General features: G+C 52.5%; 19 protein-coding genes and 1 riboswitch. Of the genes, 15 read left to right on the top strand and 4 right to left on the bottom strand.

The window, feature by feature from the left end; translation table 11 throughout:
• The 6 genes from LK436_RS06390 to LK436_RS18360 all read left to right on the top strand — a co-directional run bounded on the left by LK436_RS06390 (position 1) and on the right by LK436_RS18360 (position 4733).
• Positions 1-798, top strand: a complete 798-nt coding sequence (locus LK436_RS06390; RefSeq protein WP_008397643.1) for a stage III sporulation protein AF — start codon at positions 1-3, stop codon at positions 796-798.
• Complete coding sequence (locus LK436_RS06395; RefSeq protein ID WP_008397642.1) at positions 740-1459, top strand: stage III sporulation protein AG; 720 nt, start codon at positions 740-742, stop codon at positions 1457-1459. Before LK436_RS06390 ends, LK436_RS06395 begins: the two co-directional genes overlap by 59 nt.
• 13 nt (positions 1460-1472) lie before the next feature.
• On the top strand, positions 1473-2282 hold the full coding sequence (locus LK436_RS06400) for a SpoIIIAH-like family protein (protein ID WP_008397641.1): 810 nt from the start codon (positions 1473-1475) through the stop codon (positions 2280-2282).
• Positions 2283-2552: 270 nt separating this feature from the next.
• Entirely contained in the window at positions 2553-2942 is a 390-nt protein-coding gene (locus LK436_RS06405; RefSeq protein ID WP_015573505.1) for an Asp23/Gls24 family envelope stress response protein, read from the top strand.
• Positions 2943-3464: 522 nt separating this feature from the next.
• The gene (locus LK436_RS06410) at positions 3465-4601 is read left to right on the top strand and encodes a sodium ion-translocating decarboxylase subunit beta (protein WP_008397638.1); all 1137 of its coding nucleotides are present in this window, start codon (positions 3465-3467) and stop codon (positions 4599-4601) included.
• 12 nt (positions 4602-4613) lie between these two features.
• Complete coding sequence (locus LK436_RS18360) at positions 4614-4733, top strand: OadG-related small transporter subunit (RefSeq protein WP_008397637.1); 120 nt, start codon at positions 4614-4616, stop codon at positions 4731-4733.
• 161 nt (positions 4734-4894) lie between these two features.
• On the opposite strand, the gene LK436_RS06415 is transcribed toward LK436_RS18360, so the two are convergent.
• The 3 genes from LK436_RS06415 to LK436_RS06425 form a co-directional block, all read right to left on the bottom strand.
• Positions 4895-5434 (bottom strand): pyridoxamine 5'-phosphate oxidase family protein, encoded by a 540-nt coding sequence (locus LK436_RS06415; protein ID WP_008397636.1) that lies wholly within the window; start codon positions 5432-5434, stop codon positions 4895-4897.
• A gap of 73 nt (positions 5435-5507) precedes the next feature.
• Positions 5508-6212: an ECF transporter S component gene (locus tag LK436_RS06420; protein WP_008397635.1), complete on the bottom strand. Its 705-nt coding sequence runs from the start codon at positions 6210-6212 to the stop codon at positions 5508-5510.
• Between the two features lie 220 nt (positions 6213-6432).
• A riboswitch (FMN riboswitch) is annotated at positions 6433-6581 on the bottom strand.
• 397 nt (positions 6582-6978) lie between these two features.
• Positions 6979-8565 (bottom strand): D-alanyl-D-alanine carboxypeptidase family protein, encoded by a 1587-nt coding sequence (locus LK436_RS06425; protein ID WP_044931176.1) that lies wholly within the window; start codon positions 8563-8565, stop codon positions 6979-6981.
• Between the two features lie 373 nt (positions 8566-8938).
• On the opposite strand from LK436_RS06425, the gene nusB reads away from it, so the two are divergent.
• From nusB to recN, 9 genes are all read left to right on the top strand, one after another.
• Positions 8939-9382, top strand: coding sequence for a transcription antitermination factor NusB (gene nusB, locus LK436_RS06430; RefSeq protein WP_008397630.1), 444 nt, complete (start codon positions 8939-8941; stop codon positions 9380-9382).
• Between the two features lie 45 nt (positions 9383-9427).
• On the top strand, positions 9428-10654 hold the full coding sequence (xseA, locus tag LK436_RS06435; RefSeq protein ID WP_044931175.1) for an exodeoxyribonuclease VII large subunit: 1227 nt from the start codon (positions 9428-9430) through the stop codon (positions 10652-10654).
• Positions 10654-11076 carry an exodeoxyribonuclease VII small subunit gene (gene xseB, locus LK436_RS06440; RefSeq protein WP_008397628.1) on the top strand — a complete coding sequence of 141 codons (423 nt, stop codon included), beginning with the start codon at positions 10654-10656 and terminating at the stop codon, positions 11074-11076. Before xseA ends, xseB begins: the two co-directional genes overlap by 1 nt.
• Positions 11066-11962 carry a polyprenyl synthetase family protein gene (locus LK436_RS06445; RefSeq protein WP_008397627.1) on the top strand — a complete coding sequence of 299 codons (897 nt, stop codon included), beginning with the start codon at positions 11066-11068 and terminating at the stop codon, positions 11960-11962. Before xseB ends, LK436_RS06445 begins: the two co-directional genes overlap by 11 nt.
• A 19-nt stretch (positions 11963-11981) precedes the next feature.
• Entirely contained in the window at positions 11982-13877 is a 1896-nt protein-coding gene (gene dxs / locus LK436_RS06450; RefSeq protein ID WP_008397626.1) for a 1-deoxy-D-xylulose-5-phosphate synthase, read from the top strand.
• A gap of 106 nt (positions 13878-13983) precedes the next feature.
• Entirely contained in the window at positions 13984-14793 is an 810-nt protein-coding gene (locus tag LK436_RS06455; RefSeq protein ID WP_008397625.1) for a TlyA family RNA methyltransferase, read from the top strand.
• 54 nt (positions 14794-14847) lie between these two features.
• Complete coding sequence (locus LK436_RS06460) at positions 14848-15714, top strand: NAD(+)/NADH kinase (protein WP_008397623.1); 867 nt, start codon at positions 14848-14850, stop codon at positions 15712-15714.
• A 57-nt stretch (positions 15715-15771) separates the two neighbouring features.
• The gene (locus LK436_RS06465) at positions 15772-16224 is read left to right on the top strand and encodes an arginine repressor (protein ID WP_008397621.1); all 453 of its coding nucleotides are present in this window, start codon (positions 15772-15774) and stop codon (positions 16222-16224) included.
• Between the two features lie 42 nt (positions 16225-16266).
• On the top strand, positions 16267-17955 hold the full coding sequence (recN, locus tag LK436_RS06470) for a DNA repair protein RecN (RefSeq protein ID WP_044931174.1): 1689 nt from the start codon (positions 16267-16269) through the stop codon (positions 17953-17955).
• A 7-nt stretch (positions 17956-17962) separates the two neighbouring features.
• Here the strand turns inward: recN and LK436_RS06475 are convergent, their stop codons facing one another.
• Positions 17963-18691: a hypothetical protein gene (locus tag LK436_RS06475; RefSeq protein WP_147594830.1), complete on the bottom strand. Its 729-nt coding sequence runs from the start codon at positions 18689-18691 to the stop codon at positions 17963-17965.
• Positions 18692-18849 lie beyond the last annotated feature (158 nt).

Below are 18849 nucleotides of genomic sequence, written 5' to 3' on the forward strand. Positions count from 1 at the left end.
ATGGAAGCGCTCGACACATGGGTGAGAAATATTGTCTTTTATTTGATTTTCATGACCTTTGTGACAAATCTGCTGCCGGGAAAGGCCTATGACAGATATTTCAGGCTGTTCACAGGAATGGTTTTAATCCTTTTAGTGCTCAGCCCCCTGACCGGGAGTCTGAACCTGGATGAGCGGCTGGCCTACTATTTTGAGTCTATCTCCTTTCAGAGCGAAGCCGGGGAATACAGGGGGCAGATTGAGGAGATGGACAGAAAACGTCTGGAACAGCTGATTGGACAGTATGAGGCGGCGGCGTCAGAGGAACTGGAGCGGCGTCTTTCTGATGCCGGATGCCGGGGGGTGAGGGCTCAGGTGAGGATCAGCCGGGACAGGGAGAGCAGCGATTTCGGAACGGTGGAGACAGTGGAGGTCTGGATAGAAGAGATGAAGGCAGCGCCGGGAAGTGAGTCTGAAGGTTTTGGACAGGAAGCGGCCGGGCAGGAGGAGAACAGCGGACAGAAAAACGTCTGGAACAGCGATGCCTCTGCTTCCGGGATGGAGGCGGCGCCCTTCCGGGTTACTCTGGGAGAGGATGAGAGCGCCTGGAACTGGGAGGATTCCGGCAGGGGCGGTCAGGAGAACCTGGACAGTGCCCAGAGAGAGGGAAAGCCAGGGGAATCTGCCAGCCAGGTATCGGCTCCGGGCATTGCAGGCAGCAGGGAGGCCATAAAAATAAGAAAGGAGATTGCAGAGTTCTATGGACTGGAAGAAAGCCATATCAAAGTTCAGATGGGGAAAGGGCGGGACGAACCGTGACAAGCTGGGCCCTGAGAAGTGGGCAGTACTTCTGGTATGCGGAATTCTCCTGCTGCTGCTCGCCATTCCTGCGGGGAGAAAGCAGAGCGCGGCCCAGACTGCCGAAGCGGCGGCAGCGGGAACAGAAGAAGCGGGAACAGGGGCTGCGTCAGGAGAAGGGGAGGATGCCGTCGAGGGGCTGTTTACGGGAAGAGAAAATTCCGGAAAAAAAGGTTCCGGCTCTCTGACTGCCCAGACCGGGGATGATTTCATTGACAGCCAGCTTGCCTATGAAAAGCAGATGGAGGAACGGGTGAAAGAGATCCTTAAAAATACAGAGGGAGTGGGGGAAGTGGACGTGATGATTGTATTGAAATCCTCGGAGGAAAAGGTTCTTCATGTAGACCAGACGAAAAGCCGCACATCTACAGAGGAGGAGGACAGCGCAGGGGGAAAGAGAAAAGCCATGAGCGAGGAGGTATCGGGGACGTCCGTTTTTTCAGAAAACGGCTCAGAAAAAGTCCCTGTGATCGAGAAAGAGCTCCGGCCGGAGATAGAAGGGATTGTGGTGAGCGCCCAGGGGGGAGGAAATGCCGCAGTCAGGGCCGAAATTTCAGAAGCCATGGAAGCATTATTTAATATACCGGCACATAAAATAAAAGTATTAAAGAGGGTGGATTAAAGGAGCGAAGATTATGAAAATGAAACGAATTTTTAGACGCAACCAGATTATTATCACCACGCTGGCCATCATGATAGCTGCTGCCGGATACCTGAATTATTCAGGGCAGGAGGAGGTGGGGGGACCTGTCTATGAGGCGGGGGTTATGGAAATCTCAGATGAGGACATTTTGGCGGAAAACAAGGCGGCTCAGAGCGGACAGCAGGACAGCGTGAATGTGGACAGCGGTGAGGCGAAGGAGTATCAGGAAATTGCAAGCCTTGACAATGAACCGGATGCAGAGGCAGCCGATGCTGAAAATGCAGAAGCAGCCGGCGCCCAGGCAGAGAGCCAGGACGCAGAAGCTGCTGGGTCAGGAGCGGCAGATGCAGGAGAGACGGGGATGGAAGCCGGCTCATCAGAAGCAGATTCCGACTCCGGCATCGATAATCCCGGGGAAGCTGTCCTCACAGGAGGAACAAGTGTTACCGACTACATAGCGAATGAACAGTTAAACAGAGAGCAGATCCGGGCAAAGAACAAGGAAACTCTGATGGAGATTATCAACAACGAGAATATTGACAGCGTGTCCAAGGAAACGGCGGTACAGGATATGATCGACATGACTGCCATCGCGGAAAAGGAAAATGCGGCGGAAACCCTCCTCATGGCAAAGGGATTTGCCGATCCGGTGGTAAGCATCACAGACGGAAAAGTAGATGTGGTCATCAATGCCACAACCCTGACGGATCCAGAGCGGGCGCAGATTGAGGATATTGTAAAGAGGAAGACAGAGGTGACGGCTGACAATATCGTAATCACCCTCATGCAGCTTCAGGAATAGAGAGTGTTTCAACTGACCCCAGAGGCCGGCTGAAGAGACCGGTCCACACAGCTTTTTAGGGCTCCTGCCCAGAGGTTTATTCTTGCAAACCTCTGCCTATCTGCTATAATGAAGCTATGGCTGCTGCTGCCGGAAATACAGAAACGCCGGAATATATTTCAAAAAGGGAAAGCCCCTGATTTCTGGCTGAGCCTATGATATGGAAACTTTGAAGTGCTCTCCCAGGAGAGAGGCGGCAGCGCCGTAAAAACAGGACAGGAGGTAGCGGGAATGCAGATGGAAACTGAGAAGAAGGACACACAGGAGCTGAGCCGGAAGGAAAAGCTGGGAGAAGTAAAGATTGCGGATGAGGTAGTCGCCATGATTGCAGGTCTGGCTGCCACGGAGGTGGAAGGCGTAGATTCCATGGCCGGAAATATTACCAATGAACTGGTGGGCAAGCTCGGCATGAAAAATCTGAACAGAGGCGTGAAGATAAGTGTAGACGACGACCATGTCTCGGTGGAGCTTTCACTGAACATGAAATATGGCTACAGCATTCCTGATGTAAGTGAGAAGGTTCAGGAGAGGGTCAGGACGGCCATTGAAACCATGACGGGGCTGACTGTTCTGGAGGTAAATATCAAAATTGCCGGCGTCAGTATGAGCGGACTGAAATAGAGACGGCAGGACAAATATGGTAAGAAAATGTTAAGAATTCGACAACAAACACTTTCTTTCTTGACTCAAGCGGAAATCTGTGTTAAGATTTTTCACGTTAAAAGGGAGTAGTTGCCAACATGCAGTCAACATACGCCGGGCGAGGAACCCGTGGTTGCATGTCTTTTGTATGGAAGATACGATACAGAAGAACAAGACTTTTAGCATATGCTTATATGCTGAAAGTCTTTTTTTGTGCCATGATAACCACTGCCTTCGCTGCCCTATATGCTGCAGGCTGCCTGAATTTCTGACGGCTGTCCGATACCGCTGCAAGACAGAGACGGGACGTCATAGGAGGGAATTCTGCGGTGAGGGAATGCCGGACCGCTCCAGGACAGGCATAAAGTGAAAGGCCAGCGGAAAAGCCGGGCTTTTCTGTTCCGGAAAGCATAAAATGCTGAGAGCAGGCGAAACTTAAAAGAGGCATAAACTCCCAAAACGAAAAACAAGGGAAGAGAAAAGAAATTAGGAGGGAAAGAAATGGACTTTTTACTGGAAGGCATCATGGCTATCACACCACAGCAGCTGGTCATGTATGTTGTAGGAGTTCTCCTTATCTGGCTCGCAATCAAGAAGGGGTATGAGCCGGCTCTGCTTCTGCCTATGGGGTTTGGAGCAATCTTGGTAAACCTGCCATTATCAGGCGTAATCAACCAGGTTATGGAAGGCGTAGGTGAAACGCCAGGTATTATTCAGTGGCTCTTTGAAACTACAATTGAGGCTTCTGAGGCGCTTCCAATCCTCTTATTCATCGGTATTGGCGCCATGATTGACTTTGGGCCTCTGCTTTCACAGCCGATCATGTTCCTGTTCGGTGCAGCGGCACAGTTCGGTATTTTCTTTGCTATTATTGTAGCAACTCTGCTGGGATTCGACCTGAAGGATGCGGCATCCATCGGTATCATCGGTGCAGCCGACGGTCCTACATCCATTCTCGTATCTCAGGTGCTTCATTCTGACTATGTGGGAGCGATTGCGGTAGCGGCTTATTCCTATATGGCTCTGGTTCCGATTATCCAGCCATTTGCTATCCGCCTTGTGACGACCAAGAAGGAGCGCCGCATCCATATGACATACAGCCCGAAGGCAGTTTCTAAAACTACAAAGATTGCCTTCCCGATTATCGTTACAATTATTGTAGGTCTGATTTCTCCGGCATCTGTTGCCCTGGTAGGCTTCCTGATGTTCGGAAACCTGATCCGCGAGTGCGGTGTGCTGCAGTCCATGTCCGACACAGCACAGAATGAGCTTGCAAACCTGATTACACTGCTGTTAGGTATCACAATCTCTTTCAGCATGAGAGCTGATGCTTTCGTCCGTATTGACACAGTTCTGATCATGTGCATCGGTCTTGTGGCATTCATATTCGATACAATCGGCGGTGTTGTCTTTGCGAAGATTATCAACCTGTTCCGCAAGGAGAAGATTAACCCGATGATCGGCGGTGCCGGAATTTCCGCGTTCCCAATGTCTTCTCGAGTTGTTCAGAAGATGGCTCAGGAGGAAGAGAAGGGCAACATCATCCTGATGCATGCTGTAGGTGCTAACGTATCCGGCCAGATCGCATCCGTAATCGCAGGCGGCCTTGTTATCAAGCTGGTGACACAGTTCCTGTAGGAGGAAAAAATTATGATGGACAATCTTATAATCGCCCTGGAAATTATGGCGCAGGGAATGAGCGGTATTTTCGTAGTCGTTATCCTGATTACCCTGGTTGTAATGCTGATGGGAAAGATGAATAAAAAATAACTGAAAACACTGACAACAGTGAAAAAGGCCCAGGGCGTTATGCCTTAAGGCTAAAAAGGGGAGCTCTAGTTCTGCTCAGGCGGACTAAAGCTCCCCTTTCTTCATTTTCTGCCGTTCTTCCTTCTGCTTCTGTGCTTTGGAGTTCCTGTTCTTCGTAGTTTCTATCCTTCGGAGTTCCTGCCCTTCGGAGCTCCTGTCTTTCCAGGCTCCTGCCTTTCTACATCATAGGGCTTTACTGACACACTCTGCTTCTCAAAATCAATAAAAATCTGATAGGCGTACTCATCCTCGCCGCTGGTATCCCAGATTTCCACGAATTTCGGCGTCACCTCAATCAGAATTTCAGTATCCTCATGGCTGTAGGCGTTATAGCTTTTCCAGAGATATTTCCTGTAGCCTTTCTCAAAACGCCTTCCTGGCTCCTGTGTCACAAGTCCCAGGTTTCTGGCAGTCCCCTCCACCTGGACGCCGCTCCAGCACATGGCCACCCGGGGATTTTCAAAAAGCTGTTTCGTCTTCCGGAAATTTTTGTCCGTCTTAAAGTAGATTTTTTTGTCGTAAAAAAGGCAGCTCACATTGCGCACCATCACATAGTCGTTTACGCTGGAGGCCAGAGCCATGATTTTCCACTGACCCAGCTGTTCAAACATCAGGGCCGTGGCCTGCTCAAAGGTGAGATTTTTTTCTCTGCTGAATTTCATAATTCGGTTTCCTTTCCTGTTAAGTCTGTCATCTGCGCTGTTTTAAAGAGACCTGACTCAGGCTGTCTGAGTCCTAGCTGTTCGGATGTTCCGTGCTGCCCTTCTGGCTGCCTTCATCCGAATTTTTGATCCTGACAGCTGCCGGCTGTCGGGAGGGCTGGCTCTGCCCGCCCTGGCAGGAGACAAACTGTTTGATATGGCGGCTTATCTTCTTGTAGACGGCAAAGGCCAGAACGGACAGCACTCCGTTTTTTATGAGGTTGAAGGGGATGATCCCCAGGAGAGCCAGAGATAATTCTGTGGAGAGAAGAGGGTTGACTGCCCGGCACATGGACAGAATATCATCCATCCCAATCCCCATAAAGGAGGTATAAAAGGGGATAATGATATAGAGATTTGTAAATACGGCAGTCACCGCACAGATGACGGTCCCGGCAGACATGCCGATGACTGCCCTCAGCTTTGTCTTGCGGGTGCTGTAGATGAAGACAGCCGGAAGCACGTAAGCGCAGCTTAACATAAAGTTTTGAAGTTCTCCGGTCCAGGCAGAGGAGCTGCCCTGCCAGAGTATTTTCAGGATAATTTTCAGGGTAATAATTGCCAGAGCGGCGAAGGGCCCCATGGTAAATCCGCCGATGATCTCCACCAGGCCGGAAAAGTCAAAGTCCATGAACGGCGGCATAAACGGCAGGGGAAATCGAAAAAACATCAGGGCTGCCGAGAGTCCCCCCATAAGTCCGCAGAGTGTCAGCTGTTTTGTGTTCAGTTTCTGGTTCATTTTTCTGTCCTCCTGAAATTTGATGATAACACAGAGGGAAAAGTCCGCCCTGTGCGCTGCCGTGACAGTCCTGTGTTCTGCAGGGGTTTATCACGGTCTGTTTCGCCTTACCGGGCATCCTTCTGTGCTTCTGCCCGCAGGCTTTTGCCGTGCAGCCTGAAAAAGCCGCCATACAGCAAAAAAGCCTGAAAACACAACGGTCTTCAGGTAGAGTTACAGAAAACGTCTTTTCTCATCCGGACTGTAACCGTCGGTTCTGGAATTTCACCAGATCAGCATCAGGCCTTATACGCGTTTTACGCGCTTTACGCCGTCAGGTCATGGACTGTAACCATCGGTAGGGACTTCCACCCTGCCACAAAGACTTCAGATATGGAATTGTATCAATGTGTCTTTCGACGTCATCTATAGTTTGAAGTATATACCCTGAAAGGGAAAATGTAAAGAGAAAATTTCAAAATTTCAAATATTTTAGTTACAGTTCAGCCATGCGAAGATTCCGACGCCAGACGCTTCTTGTCCGCTTTAAGCGGGCAAGAAGATATATGGCTGAACTGTTACTAATTTTATAACTATTTCCCTGTACAGAAATTCATTGAAACGGCTGCTCAGCGGCTGGGGGAGGCGGATGCAGGAAACAGGAAGGGAAGAGTCGGAGCTGCAGAGCTTTCGGAACGTGGGAACGGAGAGACAAAAGAGGATGCCTTCTGCAGAAGAAGGCATCCTCACTGACAGGGAATCTCTGAGGCAGAGGAAGGCACACCTCTTATAAAGGTCCCTGCTCTTCCTCAGAGTCAAAGTCTTTGCTGACATCTTCGATGTGTTTCTCAGAGGAAGCTTTTTTCTTCCTGCGGCCGGAACGGCCGGCAGATGAAAGGCTCTGCCCGTGTTCGGAGGCCAGGCGCTTTCTCTCATTGAGCAGCTGGAAGAACTCTTCCTCCGTGTAGTTTTCCTCCCGGAGCCTCTGCATACGGCGTTCACGGCGGCGTCTCAAGTCCTCGGCCTCTTTCTTTCTCGAGTATACAGTGTAGGCTCCGATCAGAGCCGCTGCCAGAACGAGAAGAGAAACTGCGACAGCCGGAAGGGTTGGGGCGGGGAGAGAGAAGCCCGCGCCGGATTCGCCGGGAGCCTCAGAGCTGCCGGAATCAGGGGAAGAGGATTCTGCTTCGCCGGTTCCTGTGCTCTCACTGGAAGCAGGCACTGCACTTTCTTTTAAAAGCAGGTAGGCCTGTCCGATTTTTCGGTCGTTGTAGGTGTACTGGAGAAGGGCGACAGCGCGGTCGGGATGGCTGTCAGGAAGAACAGTCACAAGCTCCAGGGCGGCATCCTGGAAGGAAGCGTCCTTTGGGATAGTGATGACAGTTCCTGCCTCGATTTCCAGATCAGACGGGCTGTATTCGGTTCCGTTTACAGCCACGGACTCCTCCCCTGTGACGTACCGGGTTTCATTGTCCGGCACGGAAAGGTTCTGAAACCGTTCAAATCCGAACTGAAGCAGGTTCTTTCCGTCCAGGAAATAGTTGGGGGACGGCTGGCCCTTCAGGATGACAGAGATCAGACATCTGCCGTCCTCTTCTGCACAGGTGACAAGGGTGTTCCCGGCCAGGGAGGTGTAGCCCGTCTTTCCCGCCTTGGCGGCCGGATAGTAAAGCTCGCTTGTCTCGTCCTCCGTGATGATCAGCCGGTGCTCATTGGTGCAGGTGACGCCGTTTGGGTTGTTGATGGTAGCAGGCAGCTTGTAGGACTTTGTGCTGGCAATTTCATAAACCTGCTGGTTGTCAAAGGCTGCCTTTGCGATCAGTGCCATGTCATAGGCAGAAACGTGCTGGGTGTCATCGTTAAGGCCGGAAGGATTTGCAAAGTGGGTGTCGTCCACGCAGCCCAGTTCACTGACCTTTTCATTCATCATCTCCACAAAGGCATCTCGGCTTCCAGCCACATGTTCGGCCAGAGCGTTGGCTGCCTGGTTGCTGGACTGCAGAAGCAGCAGATAGAGACAGTCGCGCACGGACAGGACATCGCCCTCCTCGATATTTTTCTTGTTTCCGCTTCCCGACTCCACATTGTACACGGCGTCATGGGAGAAGGTGACCATATCGTCAAGACTGCTGTTTTCTACCACTACCAGTGCTGTCAGAAGCTTTGCGATACTGGCCGGCGGCGACTGGTTATGGATGCCCTGACCAAACAGCACTGCCCCGGAATCAGCGTCAATCACAATTCCGATGTCAGCCATAATTCCTGTATCGCTTGGCCATTCAGGAGCGGCCAGAGCTGTGAGGGAAGATGACAGCATAAGCTGCAGAGAGAGCAGCAGGGCCAGGCCCGGCCTGAGGATCCGTCTTAAATTCATTTTCAAATTCCTCCGTTGTATGAAATATAATTTCAAATATGATCATCATGTAATACAAAAAGTAATGCAAATATTTTGCCTGCCGGCTGAGTACGGCGCTGCCGCCGAGTCAGACATGTGCTTACAGGCAAAATTTCTATCCTATTTCTATCTTATTAAGTATAACGTGAAACTTTTCACCTGTAAACCGAAAGAAGAAAAGTTTTAGGAACAGCAATTCAGGGGATGGAACAGAAATGTTTTATGCATTGTTTTGTTTAATGTTTCATGTAAGTATTGTAGAATTTCTCTCATTCAGTTATAATGATAAATTAGAGTAATAGTCGACTGTGAATGGCTGACCAAGACAGAAGAAATCAGGAGGATACATTTTATGACCAGAAGAGAACTGCGTGAGCACTGCTTTAAGCTGCTGTTCTGCGCTGATTTTTACCCGGAGGGGGAGACAAAGGAGCAGATAGAGCAGTATTTTACAGAACCAAGGGAGGACGATTACACCTCTGACGGCGTCTATGAACTGATTCACTGCCCGGAGCTGGACGTTTACGACAGCGGCTATGTGAAAAACAAGGTAGAAAAGGTTCTGGAAAAGCTTACAGAGCTGGATACCGCGATCAATGAGACGGCCGAGGGCTGGACTACCAGGCGCATGGGAAAGGTAGAGCTTACGATTCTGCGTCTGGCCCTGTTTGAGATCCGTTATGACGAGGAGGTGCCGGACAAGGTGGCCATCAACGAGGCCGTAGAGCTGGCAAAGAAGTTCGGCGGCGACGAGTCTCCGGCCTTTGTAAACGGAATTCTGGCAAAGCTGGTATAGGCGGCAGCTGGGCAGAGAGCTTTTGAAACGACGGAGGGAGCGCAGGTGGCAGGTGTCTATTCAGTTTCCCAGGTAAACGCCTACATTAAAAACATGTTTGCTCAGGACTTTGCCCTGAGCCGCATTTCCATTAAGGGAGAGGTGTCTAACTGCAAGTACCACACCTCGGGCCATATCTATTTTACGCTGAAAGACGGGCTGGCGGCAATCCAGGCCGTCATGTTTGCGAGCCGCAGAGGCGGACTGGACTTTGAGCTGAGGGACGGGCAGCAGGTGGTGGTGAAGGGAAGCGTGGAAGTCTATGAGAGAGACGGCCGATATCAGCTCTATGCATCCCAGATTGCCCTGGACGGGGCAGGGGATCTGTTCCGGCGGTTTGAAAAGCTCAGAAATGAGCTGGAGGAGATGGGGATGTTCGCCCCCGAGTACAAGAGGCCGATCCCGAAATTTGCCAGGACGGTTGGGGTGGTGACAGCCAGCACCGGGGCGGCCATCCGGGATATTATCAACATCTCCTCAAGGAGAAACCCCTATGTGCAGCTTGTGCTGTACCCGGCCAGGGTGCAGGGAGAGGGAGCGGCAGAGAGCATTGCAAGGGGGATTGAGGTCCTTGACAGGATGGGGCTTGACGTGATCATTGCAGGCCGCGGAGGCGGTTCCATCGAGGATCTGTGGGCCTTTAATGAGGAGATTGTGGCGCGGGCTATCTTCCGCTGCAGTACCCCTGTGATTTCTGCTGTGGGACACGAGACGGATGTGACCATAGCTGATTACGTGGCCGATTTGAGGGCGCCCACTCCCTCGGCAGCGGCTGAGCTGGCAGTGTTTGACTTTGGCCAGTTTGAGGCGCAGCTTCGGGGAGCAAAGGAGCTTCTTGCAAGAGGGCTTAAGAGGAAGATAGACGGCGTGCGCTATCAGACGGAGCAGTACCGCCTGAAGCTTCGTCTCCACGATCCTCAGCGCCAGATCAATGAAAAACGGCAGCGCCTTGTGTCGGCGGAGGATGAACTGAAGCGTCTGATGGAAAGGCGGCTGTCAGACTGCAGGCACAGGCTGGCTCTCATGAGCGGAAGACTCCACGGACAGTCTCCCCTGGAGAAACTGAGCCGTGGCTTTGGCTTTATCACCGATGAGGAGGGGCGCAGGGTGGACCATGCCGCCTCTGTAAGGCCCGGCGACCGCCTGAGCATCCGTCTGGCGGACGGGCAGATTGAGGCCAGAGCGGAGCAGACAGAGCTTTATGAGAAACTGGAAGTCCAGGAGGAGAGTTAATGGAAGACAGAGAAGAAAGAGCGCAGGACAGCGAGTACGGCTGGATTTTTGATAAGCCCCAGGAGAAGGCCGGCATGCAGGCCGGCATGGAGGCAGAGACTCAGTCTGTACCGGAGAAGAAAAAGACGGCGGCCAGGAAGAGAACCAGGAAGACCGGAAGCGACGGGCAGGAAAATTCCCGGGGACAGGAGAAAGAGGCAGGCGCCGGCGGCTCGTCCGAGGATCCCCGCTCCATTGAGGAGCTGTTTGAGGAGCTGGATCTCATGATCAGGAAGCTGGAGGACGGCAGCAGCTCTCTGGAGGATTCCTTCCGGTACTACGAGGAGGGAATGAAGCTTGTGAAGGCCTGCGCAGGAAAAATTGACCGGGTGGAAAAACAGATTGTGGCGGTCAATGATACGGGAGGAGAATATGGAGCTTAAGGAACAGCTTTTACAGTATACAAGGGAGACAGAGGAGATTGTTTTCTCCTACCTTCCCCAGGAAACGGGACATCAGAAAACGATTTTCGAGGCCATGAATTACAGCGTGAGGGCAGGCGGGAAGCGGCTGCGCCCTCTGCTGATGAGGGAGGTCTACCGGCTTTTCGGAGGGCAGGGAAAAGAGGTGGAGCCCTTTATGGCAGCCATCGAGATGATTCACACCTCGTCCCTGATCCACGATGATCTGCCCTGTATGGACAATGACGAGTACCGCAGGGGCAAGAAAACCACCTGGGTGGCATACGGATACGACATGGCAGTTCTTGCCGGCGACGCCCTTCTGATCTATGCGGTGGAAACTGCCAGCAGAGCCTTTCTTTCAGGAGCGGACCCTGTCATGGCAGGGAGAATCGGGCGCTGCATTCACATTTTGTCTGAAAAGACAGGAATTTACGGAATGATCGGCGGCCAGACGGTGGATGTGGAGCTGACCAACAAACCGGTTCCCAGGGAGAAGCTGGACTTTATCTACAGGCTGAAAACAGGAGCGCTCCTGGAGGCGTCCATGATGATCGGCGCAGTGCTTGCCGGTGCGTCAAAAGAGGAGCTTGACACGGTGGAAAAGATTGCTGCCAATGTGGGCATGGCCTTCCAGATCCAGGACGATATTCTGGACGTGACGGGAAATGAGGAAGTGATCGGAAAGCCGGTGGGAAGCGACGAGAAGAATCATAAGACAACCTATGTGACCCTCGAGGGCCTTGAAAATGCCAGGGCCAAGTCAGAGAGGCTGTCCGATGAGGCTGTCCGCCTGCTTCACTCCCTTCCGGGGAAAAACGAATTCCTGGAAGGCCTGATCCGCCTTCTGATTTACAGAGAAAAATAACAGGAAAGAGGGTGCAGCTGTGATTTTGGAGAGAATTAACGGGCCTGATGACATTAAAACACTTAATGAAACAGAGCTTAAGGCGCTGGCAGAGGAGATACGCCGGTTCCTGATCGAAAAAATCAGCCATACAGGCGGTCACCTGGCCTCAAATCTCGGCGTGGTGGAGCTGACTATGGCCCTTTTTCTGGCCTTTGATCTGCCCAGGGACAAGGTGATCTGGGATGTAGGGCATCAGTCTTACACCCACAAGATTCTGAGCGGCAGAAAGGACAACTTTGACGGCCTGCGTCAGTACGGCGGCCTGAGCGGCTTTCCGAAGCGCAAGGAGAGTCCTTTTGACGCCTTCGATACAGGCCACAGTTCCACTTCCATCTCGGCGGGCCTTGGGATGGCTCTGGGAAGAGATGTGAGGGGGGAGAACTATTCCGTCATCTCCGTGATCGGGGACGGAGCCCTGACCGGCGGCATGGCCTACGAGGCTCTGAATAATGCGGCTCAGATCAAAAAGAACTTTATTATTGTGCTGAACGACAATAACATGTCCATCTCGAAAAATGTAGGAGGAATCTCCCGGTATCTGAGCAATCTCAGAGCCGATGAGGGCTATAATGAGCTGAAAAAATCAGTGGTGGCAGCCCTGAGAAGCATTCCGATGGTGGGAAACGGGATGGTTCAGACGCTCACCAGGACAAAAAATGGAATCAAGCAGCTCTTCATTCCCGGCATGTGGTTCGAAAATATGGGAGTTACCTATATCGGCCCGGTGGACGGCCATGATGTGAGGCAGCTTGTCAAGATCTTCCGGGAGGCCAAAAAAATGGACCGCGCCGTCCTGATCCATGTGCTGACGAAAAAGGGGAAGGGTTACCAGCCGGCAGAGAAAAATCCTTCTGCCTTTCACGGTGTGGAGCCCTTTAACCCGGATACAGGAAAGCCGCTGGCCACCAAGATCTATCCCACCTACACGGACGTATTTTCAAAGACCATCTGCCAGATAGCGGCAGAGGACAGCCGGGTGGCTGCCGTCACGGCGGCCATGCCTGGAGGCACGGGGCTTTCCAGGTTTGAAAAGCTCTATCTGGATCGCTTCTTTGACGTAGGCATTGCGGAGGAGCACGCCGTCACCTCAGCCGCGGGAATGGCTGCGGCGGGGCTCAAGCCGGTTGTGGCAGTCTATTCGTCCTTTCTGCAGAGAGCCTATGATCAGATTCTCCACGATGTCTGTATCCAGAACCTGCCGGTGCTGTTCTGCGTGGATCGGGCGGGCCTGGTGGGAAGCGACGGGGAAACCCATCAGGGAATTTTTGACCTGTCCTTCCTCTCCTCCATACCGAATATGAGCGTGATGGCCCCGAAGAATCTGTGGGAACTCAGGGAGATGCTCCGGTTCGGCGTGGAGTATGAGGGACCTCTGGCAATCCGGTATCCGAGAGGACAGGCCTACCGGGGGCTCAAGGAATTTTTGGCTCCTGTGGAGTACGGAAAGAGCGAACTGATCTATGAGGAATCAGAGTTTGCCCTTCTGGCAGTGGGGAGCATGGTGAGCACGGCAGAGCATGTGAGGCTCAAGCTGAAAAAAATGGGTGTTTCCTGCTCCCTGATAAACGGCCGGTTTGTGAAGCCTGTGGACACAGATATTGTGGACTATCTGGCAGAAAACCACAGAGTCATTGTCACCCTGGAGGAGAATGTGCTGAGAGGCGGCTACGGCGAGCAGATTACCGATTACGTGCAGAAGCGCTATAAAGAGATAGAGGTATTAAACATTGCTCTGCCGGACGCCTATGTGGAGCATGGAAATGTTTCTCTTCTGCGAAGCGATCTGGGAATTGACAGTGATTCCGTCCTGAAAAAAATAACGGAGCGCTTTCTTAAAGACAGGGAGCCGCAGGCCGGGAGCTGCTCTGACTGAGACGAAGCTGCCAGGTCCGGGAAGATGGCGTTTGAGGCAGAAACCTGCGCGGTGCAGGGCGTGAAAAGTCCTGGCCTGCGCAAAAGCGATTAGATGGAGGTAAGAGATGAAGGAACGTCTGGACGTCCTGCTGGTGAAAAACGGGCTGGCAGAGTCGAGGGAGAAGGCGAAGGCCATTATTATGTCCGGCATCGTCTATGTGGACGGGCAGAAGGAGGACAAGGCCGGAACCACCTTTGAGGAAACGGCGAAGCTGGAGGTGAGGGGAGCGACTCTCAGGTATGTCAGCCGCGGGGGGCTGAAGTTAGAGAAGGCCATGACGCATTTCGGTGTGGAGCTGTCCGGCAAAGTCTGTATGGATGTGGGCGCTTCCACGGGAGGCTTTACGGACTGCATGCTTCAGAACGGAGCCGTGAAAGTTTACGCAGTGGACGTGGGACATGGGCAGCTGGCCTGGAAGCTGAGAAACGACCCGAGAGTCGTGTGCATGGAAAAGACGAATATCCGCTACGTGACGCCGGAGGATATTGAGGAGCCGGTGGAGTTTGCCTCCATCGATGTCTCCTTTATTTCTCTGACGAAGGTTCTTGGGCCGGTCAAGGAGCTTCTGACGGAAAACGGGCAGATCGTATGCCTGATTAAGCCTCAGTTTGAGGCAGGCCGTGAGAAGGTGGGAAAGAAGGGCGTGGTCAGAGAAAAGAGCACCCATCTGGAAGTGATTGAGATGGTGATTTCCTTTGCTGTGAGCATCGGCTTTGAGGTGATGAATCTCGAATACTCGCCCATCAAGGGGCCGGAGGGCAATATCGAGTATCTCCTTCACCTTCAGAATCACAGGGCCGGAGAGCATTTTGAGAATGTGTCGGTAAATCCGTCCGCTGTTGTGGAGGCGGCTCACGGGGAGCTGGACAAGTAGGCGGCAGACAGACAAAAACAGCAGAGCAGGAAGCGGCAAATCGGAGCTGATGAGATGAAGTATTTCTATATGATTGTAAACCATTCTAAGAAAAAGGCGGAGTATGGGGCAGAGCTGATCAGCAGATACCTGAGGGACAGGGACTGCGAGTGCGTGGTGTGGGATGCCAGCGACACGGAAAAAAGAACCTCCTGCCGCCATGCGTTCCGCTATACAGACAGCAGCACTGTGCCTGCAAGGACAGAGTGCGTCATCTGCCTGGGGGGAGACGGGACGCTGATCCAGGCGGCCAGGGATCTGGCAGGCAGCAATATTCCCCTTCTCGGCGTCAATATGGGGACGCTGGGCTATCTGGCCCAGATTGGGCGTGAGAAGGACATTTTTCCGGCTTTAGACGAGCTGATCGCGGATCACTACGGTCTGGAGAAGAGAATCATGCTGAAGGGGACGGTAAGCTCCGGTGGAAGTACGGCGGCAAAGGACATTGCCCTCAATGACATTGTCCTGTCCAGGTTCGGACTCGGCATGCTTCGGTTCAACCTCTATATCGACGGGGAATTTCTGACGGATTACTCGGCGGACGGGCTCATAGCAGCCACGCCTACGGGCTCCACGGCCTACAACCTTTCGGCAGGAGGCCCCATAGCCGTCCCTGATTCGGAGATGATCCTGCTGACCCCCATCTGTCCCCACACGCTGAATTCCAGAAGTGTGGTTCTGGCTCCGGACCGGGTCATCGAGCTGGAGATTACCGGAAGGGAGGAGCCGGGAAAATTCCTGAGCTTTGACGGGGACACCCAGGTGCGCTTAAAGACGGGGGACCGGGTAAGAATTGAGAAATCGGAGACAGTCACAATGCTCATCAGGCTTAAAAAGGTGTCCTTCCTGGAAAATCTCAGAGACAGGATGAGGCAGATATAAAGACAAACAGACAGAAAAACAGGCAGAAAAACAGACACAGGAGAGAGGGGAAGACTCATGAAACTGGAACGTCACAGCAAAATTGTAGAGCTGATTGGAAAATATGACATTGAGACACAGGAGGAGCTGGCTGAGTACCTGAATAAGGAGGGGTACAATGTCACTCAGGCTACTGTATCGAGAGATATCAGGGAACTGAAGCTCTCAAAGATCCAGGGGGAGAACGGGCGCCAGAAGTACGCTGTCTTTCATCCCCAGCAGAGCACCTTTAACGACAAGTACATCAGAATCCTTCATGACGGCTTCCTCTCCATGGATATGGCCCAGAACATTCTGGTGATTAAGACCGTGTCGGGGATGGCCATGGCAGTGGCGGCGGCTCTGGATGCCATCCATTTCAGTGAGATTGTAGGGTGCATTGCAGGGGACGATACGATTATGTGCGCAGTCAGAAGCGCAGATGACACCATCCTTCTGATGGACAAGCTGAAAAAAATGATTAACGGATAGGCATCCCGGGCAGTGAGCAGGATGCAGGAAAGAGGTGGTACCATGCTGTTTCATCTGAGCGTCAGAAACCTGGCTTTGATTGACTCTGCGGAGGTAGAGTTCGAGGAGGGGCTCAACATCCTGACAGGAGAGACAGGAGCGGGAAAATCGGTCATCATCGGCTCTGTCAATGTGGCCCTGGGCGGAAAGGCGTCAAAGGAGCTGATCCGCCAGGGCTGCGACTACGCCTACGTGGAGCTGGTTTTCTCTGTAACGGATGAAAAAAAGAGGGAGGAGCTGAGAAAGAAAGAGGTCTTCCCGGATACAGACGGAAATTTAATCATATCTAAAAAGATCATGCCGGCCAGAAGCATCAGCCGGATCAACGACGAGACGGTGACAGCGGCAAGGCTCCGTGAGATTACAGGGATTCTCATAGACATCCACGGGCAGCATGAGCACCAGTCGCTTTTATACCATTCTAAACATCTCGAAATTCTCGATGAATACGGAAAATCCCGGATTGAGCCCTTAAAGAAAAAGACGGCAGAGGCCTATCAGGAATATGTGGCTGTGAAAAAGAAGATGGAATATTACCAGAGCGGGAAGGAACAGCTTCTCAGGGAAGCAGATTTTCTGCGCTTTGAGATCGAGGAGATTGAGAATGCCGGGCTGAGGGCCGGGGAGGAGGAGGAGCTGGAAAGCCGGTACCGCCGCTTTTCCAACAGCAGGAGGATTGCAGAGAGCCTCTCTGAGGCTTACCGGGCAGTAAGCGGGGAGCAGATAGCGAGAGCCCTGAAAGCGGTGGAAACGGCCTCTCAGTTCGATGAAGGGCTGTCTGGAATCAGGGATCAGCTCTACGATGTGGACTCTCTTATGAGTGATCTGAACCGTGAGATTTCCTCCTACATGGACAGCATGACCTTTGACGAGGAAGCTTTCAGACAGACCGAGGAAAGACTGGACCTGATCAGAAGCCTGGAAAACAAGTACGGAAATACCATTGAGAAAGTACTTGAAAGCCTTGAGAAAAAACAGGAAAAGCTGGAAGAGCTGGAAAACTTTGATCTGCTCAGGATGGAGACGGAAAAGCGCCTGTCAGAGCTTACAGAACGGCTGGAAGAACTGTGCGGGGAGCTTTCAGAAATCCGCCGCCAGACGGCTGTGAAGCTTACAGAGCGCATGCGGGAGGGGCTTTCCGATCTGAACTTTATGAATGTGGACTTTACCATGGAATTCCGGCGGCTTTCTCACTACACTGCCGGCGGATTTGATGAGGCGGAGTTTCTCATCTCGACCAATCCGGGCGAGCCGGCCAGACCCCTTGGAATGGTGGCCTCCGGAGGTGAGCTGTCCAGAATTATGCTGGCTCTCAAGGCGGTTCTGGCGGAGACGGACGATATCCCGACGCTGATCTTTGATGAGATAGACACCGGAATCAGCGGCCGTACGGCTCAGATGGTGTCGGAGAAGCTGAGCCTGATTGCAGAGAGTCATCAGGTGATCTGCATTACCCATCTGCCCCAGATTGCAGCCATGGCGGACAGCCACTATGAGATAAGAAAGACGGCAAGGGACGGCCGTACAGCCACGCAGATACAGCGCCTTTCAGAGGAGCAGAGCATCGACGAGCTGGCAAGGCTTTTAGGGGGAGCTGAGATTACAGAGGCGGTAAGACAAAACGCCCGCGAGATGCGGGCGCTTGCAGGTGAGAAGAAGGGGAGGAGAGCTTCCGAAAAAGCCGGGAAATGACGGCATTTTAGTCGTCATAGCCCATTTTCTCCAGGGCTCTTTCCACCAGCTCTTCCTCCCGATCCAGTTCTTCCTTCTGGCGGATCAGCTCAGTCTGCTTAGAGATAAAGTCCTCGCGGGTGATGTCGCCGGAACGGTAGCTTAATTCCAGCTCATCCTCAGAACGATCCAGCTCATCGCCTTTGGCCTCCAGATTCTGTTTCTGGGAGAAGAGCTCCTCGGCGGTTCCCTCCGGGAGAGCAGGGTTGCTCTTGCGGTAGGCGAGATCCAGGCTGTCCTCAAGGATCTCCTCCTGGGCATCCAGATAGTCCTCCTGGGTTTTCAGATCAGCTTTCTGGCTGGTAAAATCCTCCTGAGAGATAGTTCCGATGCGGAAGGAGGCCTCCAGATTTTCAATGTCGATTTCTACAGCATCTTTTTCAGCCTTGACCTGATAGTAGGTCTCTTCGTCCTTTGCCTGATCTCCTGTCACGATATCGGAGAGGGAAGTCTGGCTGGCTGCCTGTGAAGCGGCTGCCTTCTGTCCCTCTGAGGAAGTGTCAGAGGAGAGTGCCCCGTCTGTGCCTGAGGCGTCATCCGAGGTATTCAGAGCGCTCTGGGAACCCTCCTGAGACTGAGCTTCAGAAGCGGTGATGGTGGTGTCGGTAATTTCCTGGGTTTTATTTCCGGAGGAGGTGCCTGCACACCCGGTCAGAAGAAGGGCGGCAGTAAGACCTGTCAAACCTAAGTTTCTCATAAACGATTTTCTCATAATTTCCATTCCTTTCCAGATAAAAAGTATCTTACAAAATGTTCCGTGCGTTTCCCGTTCTCCCGTCAGGGAGGAAGGAAGCTGCCCCAGCACGCCGGTACGGCTGTTCTGGTTGATAAGTCTATGGTACTAGTGTAAGATTA

The organism is Clostridium sp. M62/1 (assembly GCF_020736365.1).
Classification (GTDB): domain Bacteria; phylum Bacillota; class Clostridia; order Lachnospirales; family Lachnospiraceae; genus Otoolea; species Otoolea saccharolyticum_A.

Bases quoted from the DNA above. Each gene is read 5' to 3' on its own strand.
- LK436_RS06390 (WP_008397643.1), top strand. From the start codon at position 1: ATGGAAGCGCTCGACACATGGGTGAGAAATATTGTCTTTTATTTGATT.
- LK436_RS18360 (WP_008397637.1), top strand. From the start codon at position 4,614: ATGATGGACAATCTTATAATCGCCCTGGAAATTATGGCGCAGGGAATG.
- LK436_RS06465 (WP_008397621.1), top strand. From the start codon at position 15,772: ATGAAACTGGAACGTCACAGCAAAATTGTAGAGCTGATTGGAAAATAT.
- LK436_RS06460 (WP_008397623.1), top strand. From the start codon at position 14,848: ATGAAGTATTTCTATATGATTGTAAACCATTCTAAGAAAAAGGCGGAG.
- LK436_RS06405 (WP_015573505.1), top strand. From the start codon at position 2,553: ATGCAGATGGAAACTGAGAAGAAGGACACACAGGAGCTGAGCCGGAAG.
- LK436_RS06425 (WP_044931176.1), bottom strand. From the start codon at position 8,565: ATGAATTTAAGACGGATCCTCAGGCCGGGCCTGGCCCTGCTGCTCTCT.
- LK436_RS06395 (WP_008397642.1), top strand. From the start codon at position 740: ATGGACTGGAAGAAAGCCATATCAAAGTTCAGATGGGGAAAGGGCGGG.
- LK436_RS06400 (WP_008397641.1), top strand. From the start codon at position 1,473: ATGAAAATGAAACGAATTTTTAGACGCAACCAGATTATTATCACCACG.
- recN (WP_044931174.1), top strand. From the start codon at position 16,267: ATGCTGTTTCATCTGAGCGTCAGAAACCTGGCTTTGATTGACTCTGCG.
- LK436_RS06415 (WP_008397636.1), bottom strand. From the start codon at position 5,434: ATGAAATTCAGCAGAGAAAAAAATCTCACCTTTGAGCAGGCCACGGCC.
- LK436_RS06455 (WP_008397625.1), top strand. From the start codon at position 13,984: ATGAAGGAACGTCTGGACGTCCTGCTGGTGAAAAACGGGCTGGCAGAG.
- LK436_RS06420 (WP_008397635.1), bottom strand. From the start codon at position 6,212: ATGAACCAGAAACTGAACACAAAACAGCTGACACTCTGCGGACTTATG.
- LK436_RS06445 (WP_008397627.1), top strand. From the start codon at position 11,066: ATGGAGCTTAAGGAACAGCTTTTACAGTATACAAGGGAGACAGAGGAG.
- xseB (WP_008397628.1), top strand. From the start codon at position 10,654: ATGGAAGACAGAGAAGAAAGAGCGCAGGACAGCGAGTACGGCTGGATT.
- LK436_RS06475 (WP_147594830.1), bottom strand. From the start codon at position 18,691: ATGAGAAACTTAGGTTTGACAGGTCTTACTGCCGCCCTTCTTCTGACC.
- nusB (WP_008397630.1), top strand. From the start codon at position 8,939: ATGACCAGAAGAGAACTGCGTGAGCACTGCTTTAAGCTGCTGTTCTGC.
- LK436_RS06410 (WP_008397638.1), top strand. From the start codon at position 3,465: ATGGACTTTTTACTGGAAGGCATCATGGCTATCACACCACAGCAGCTG.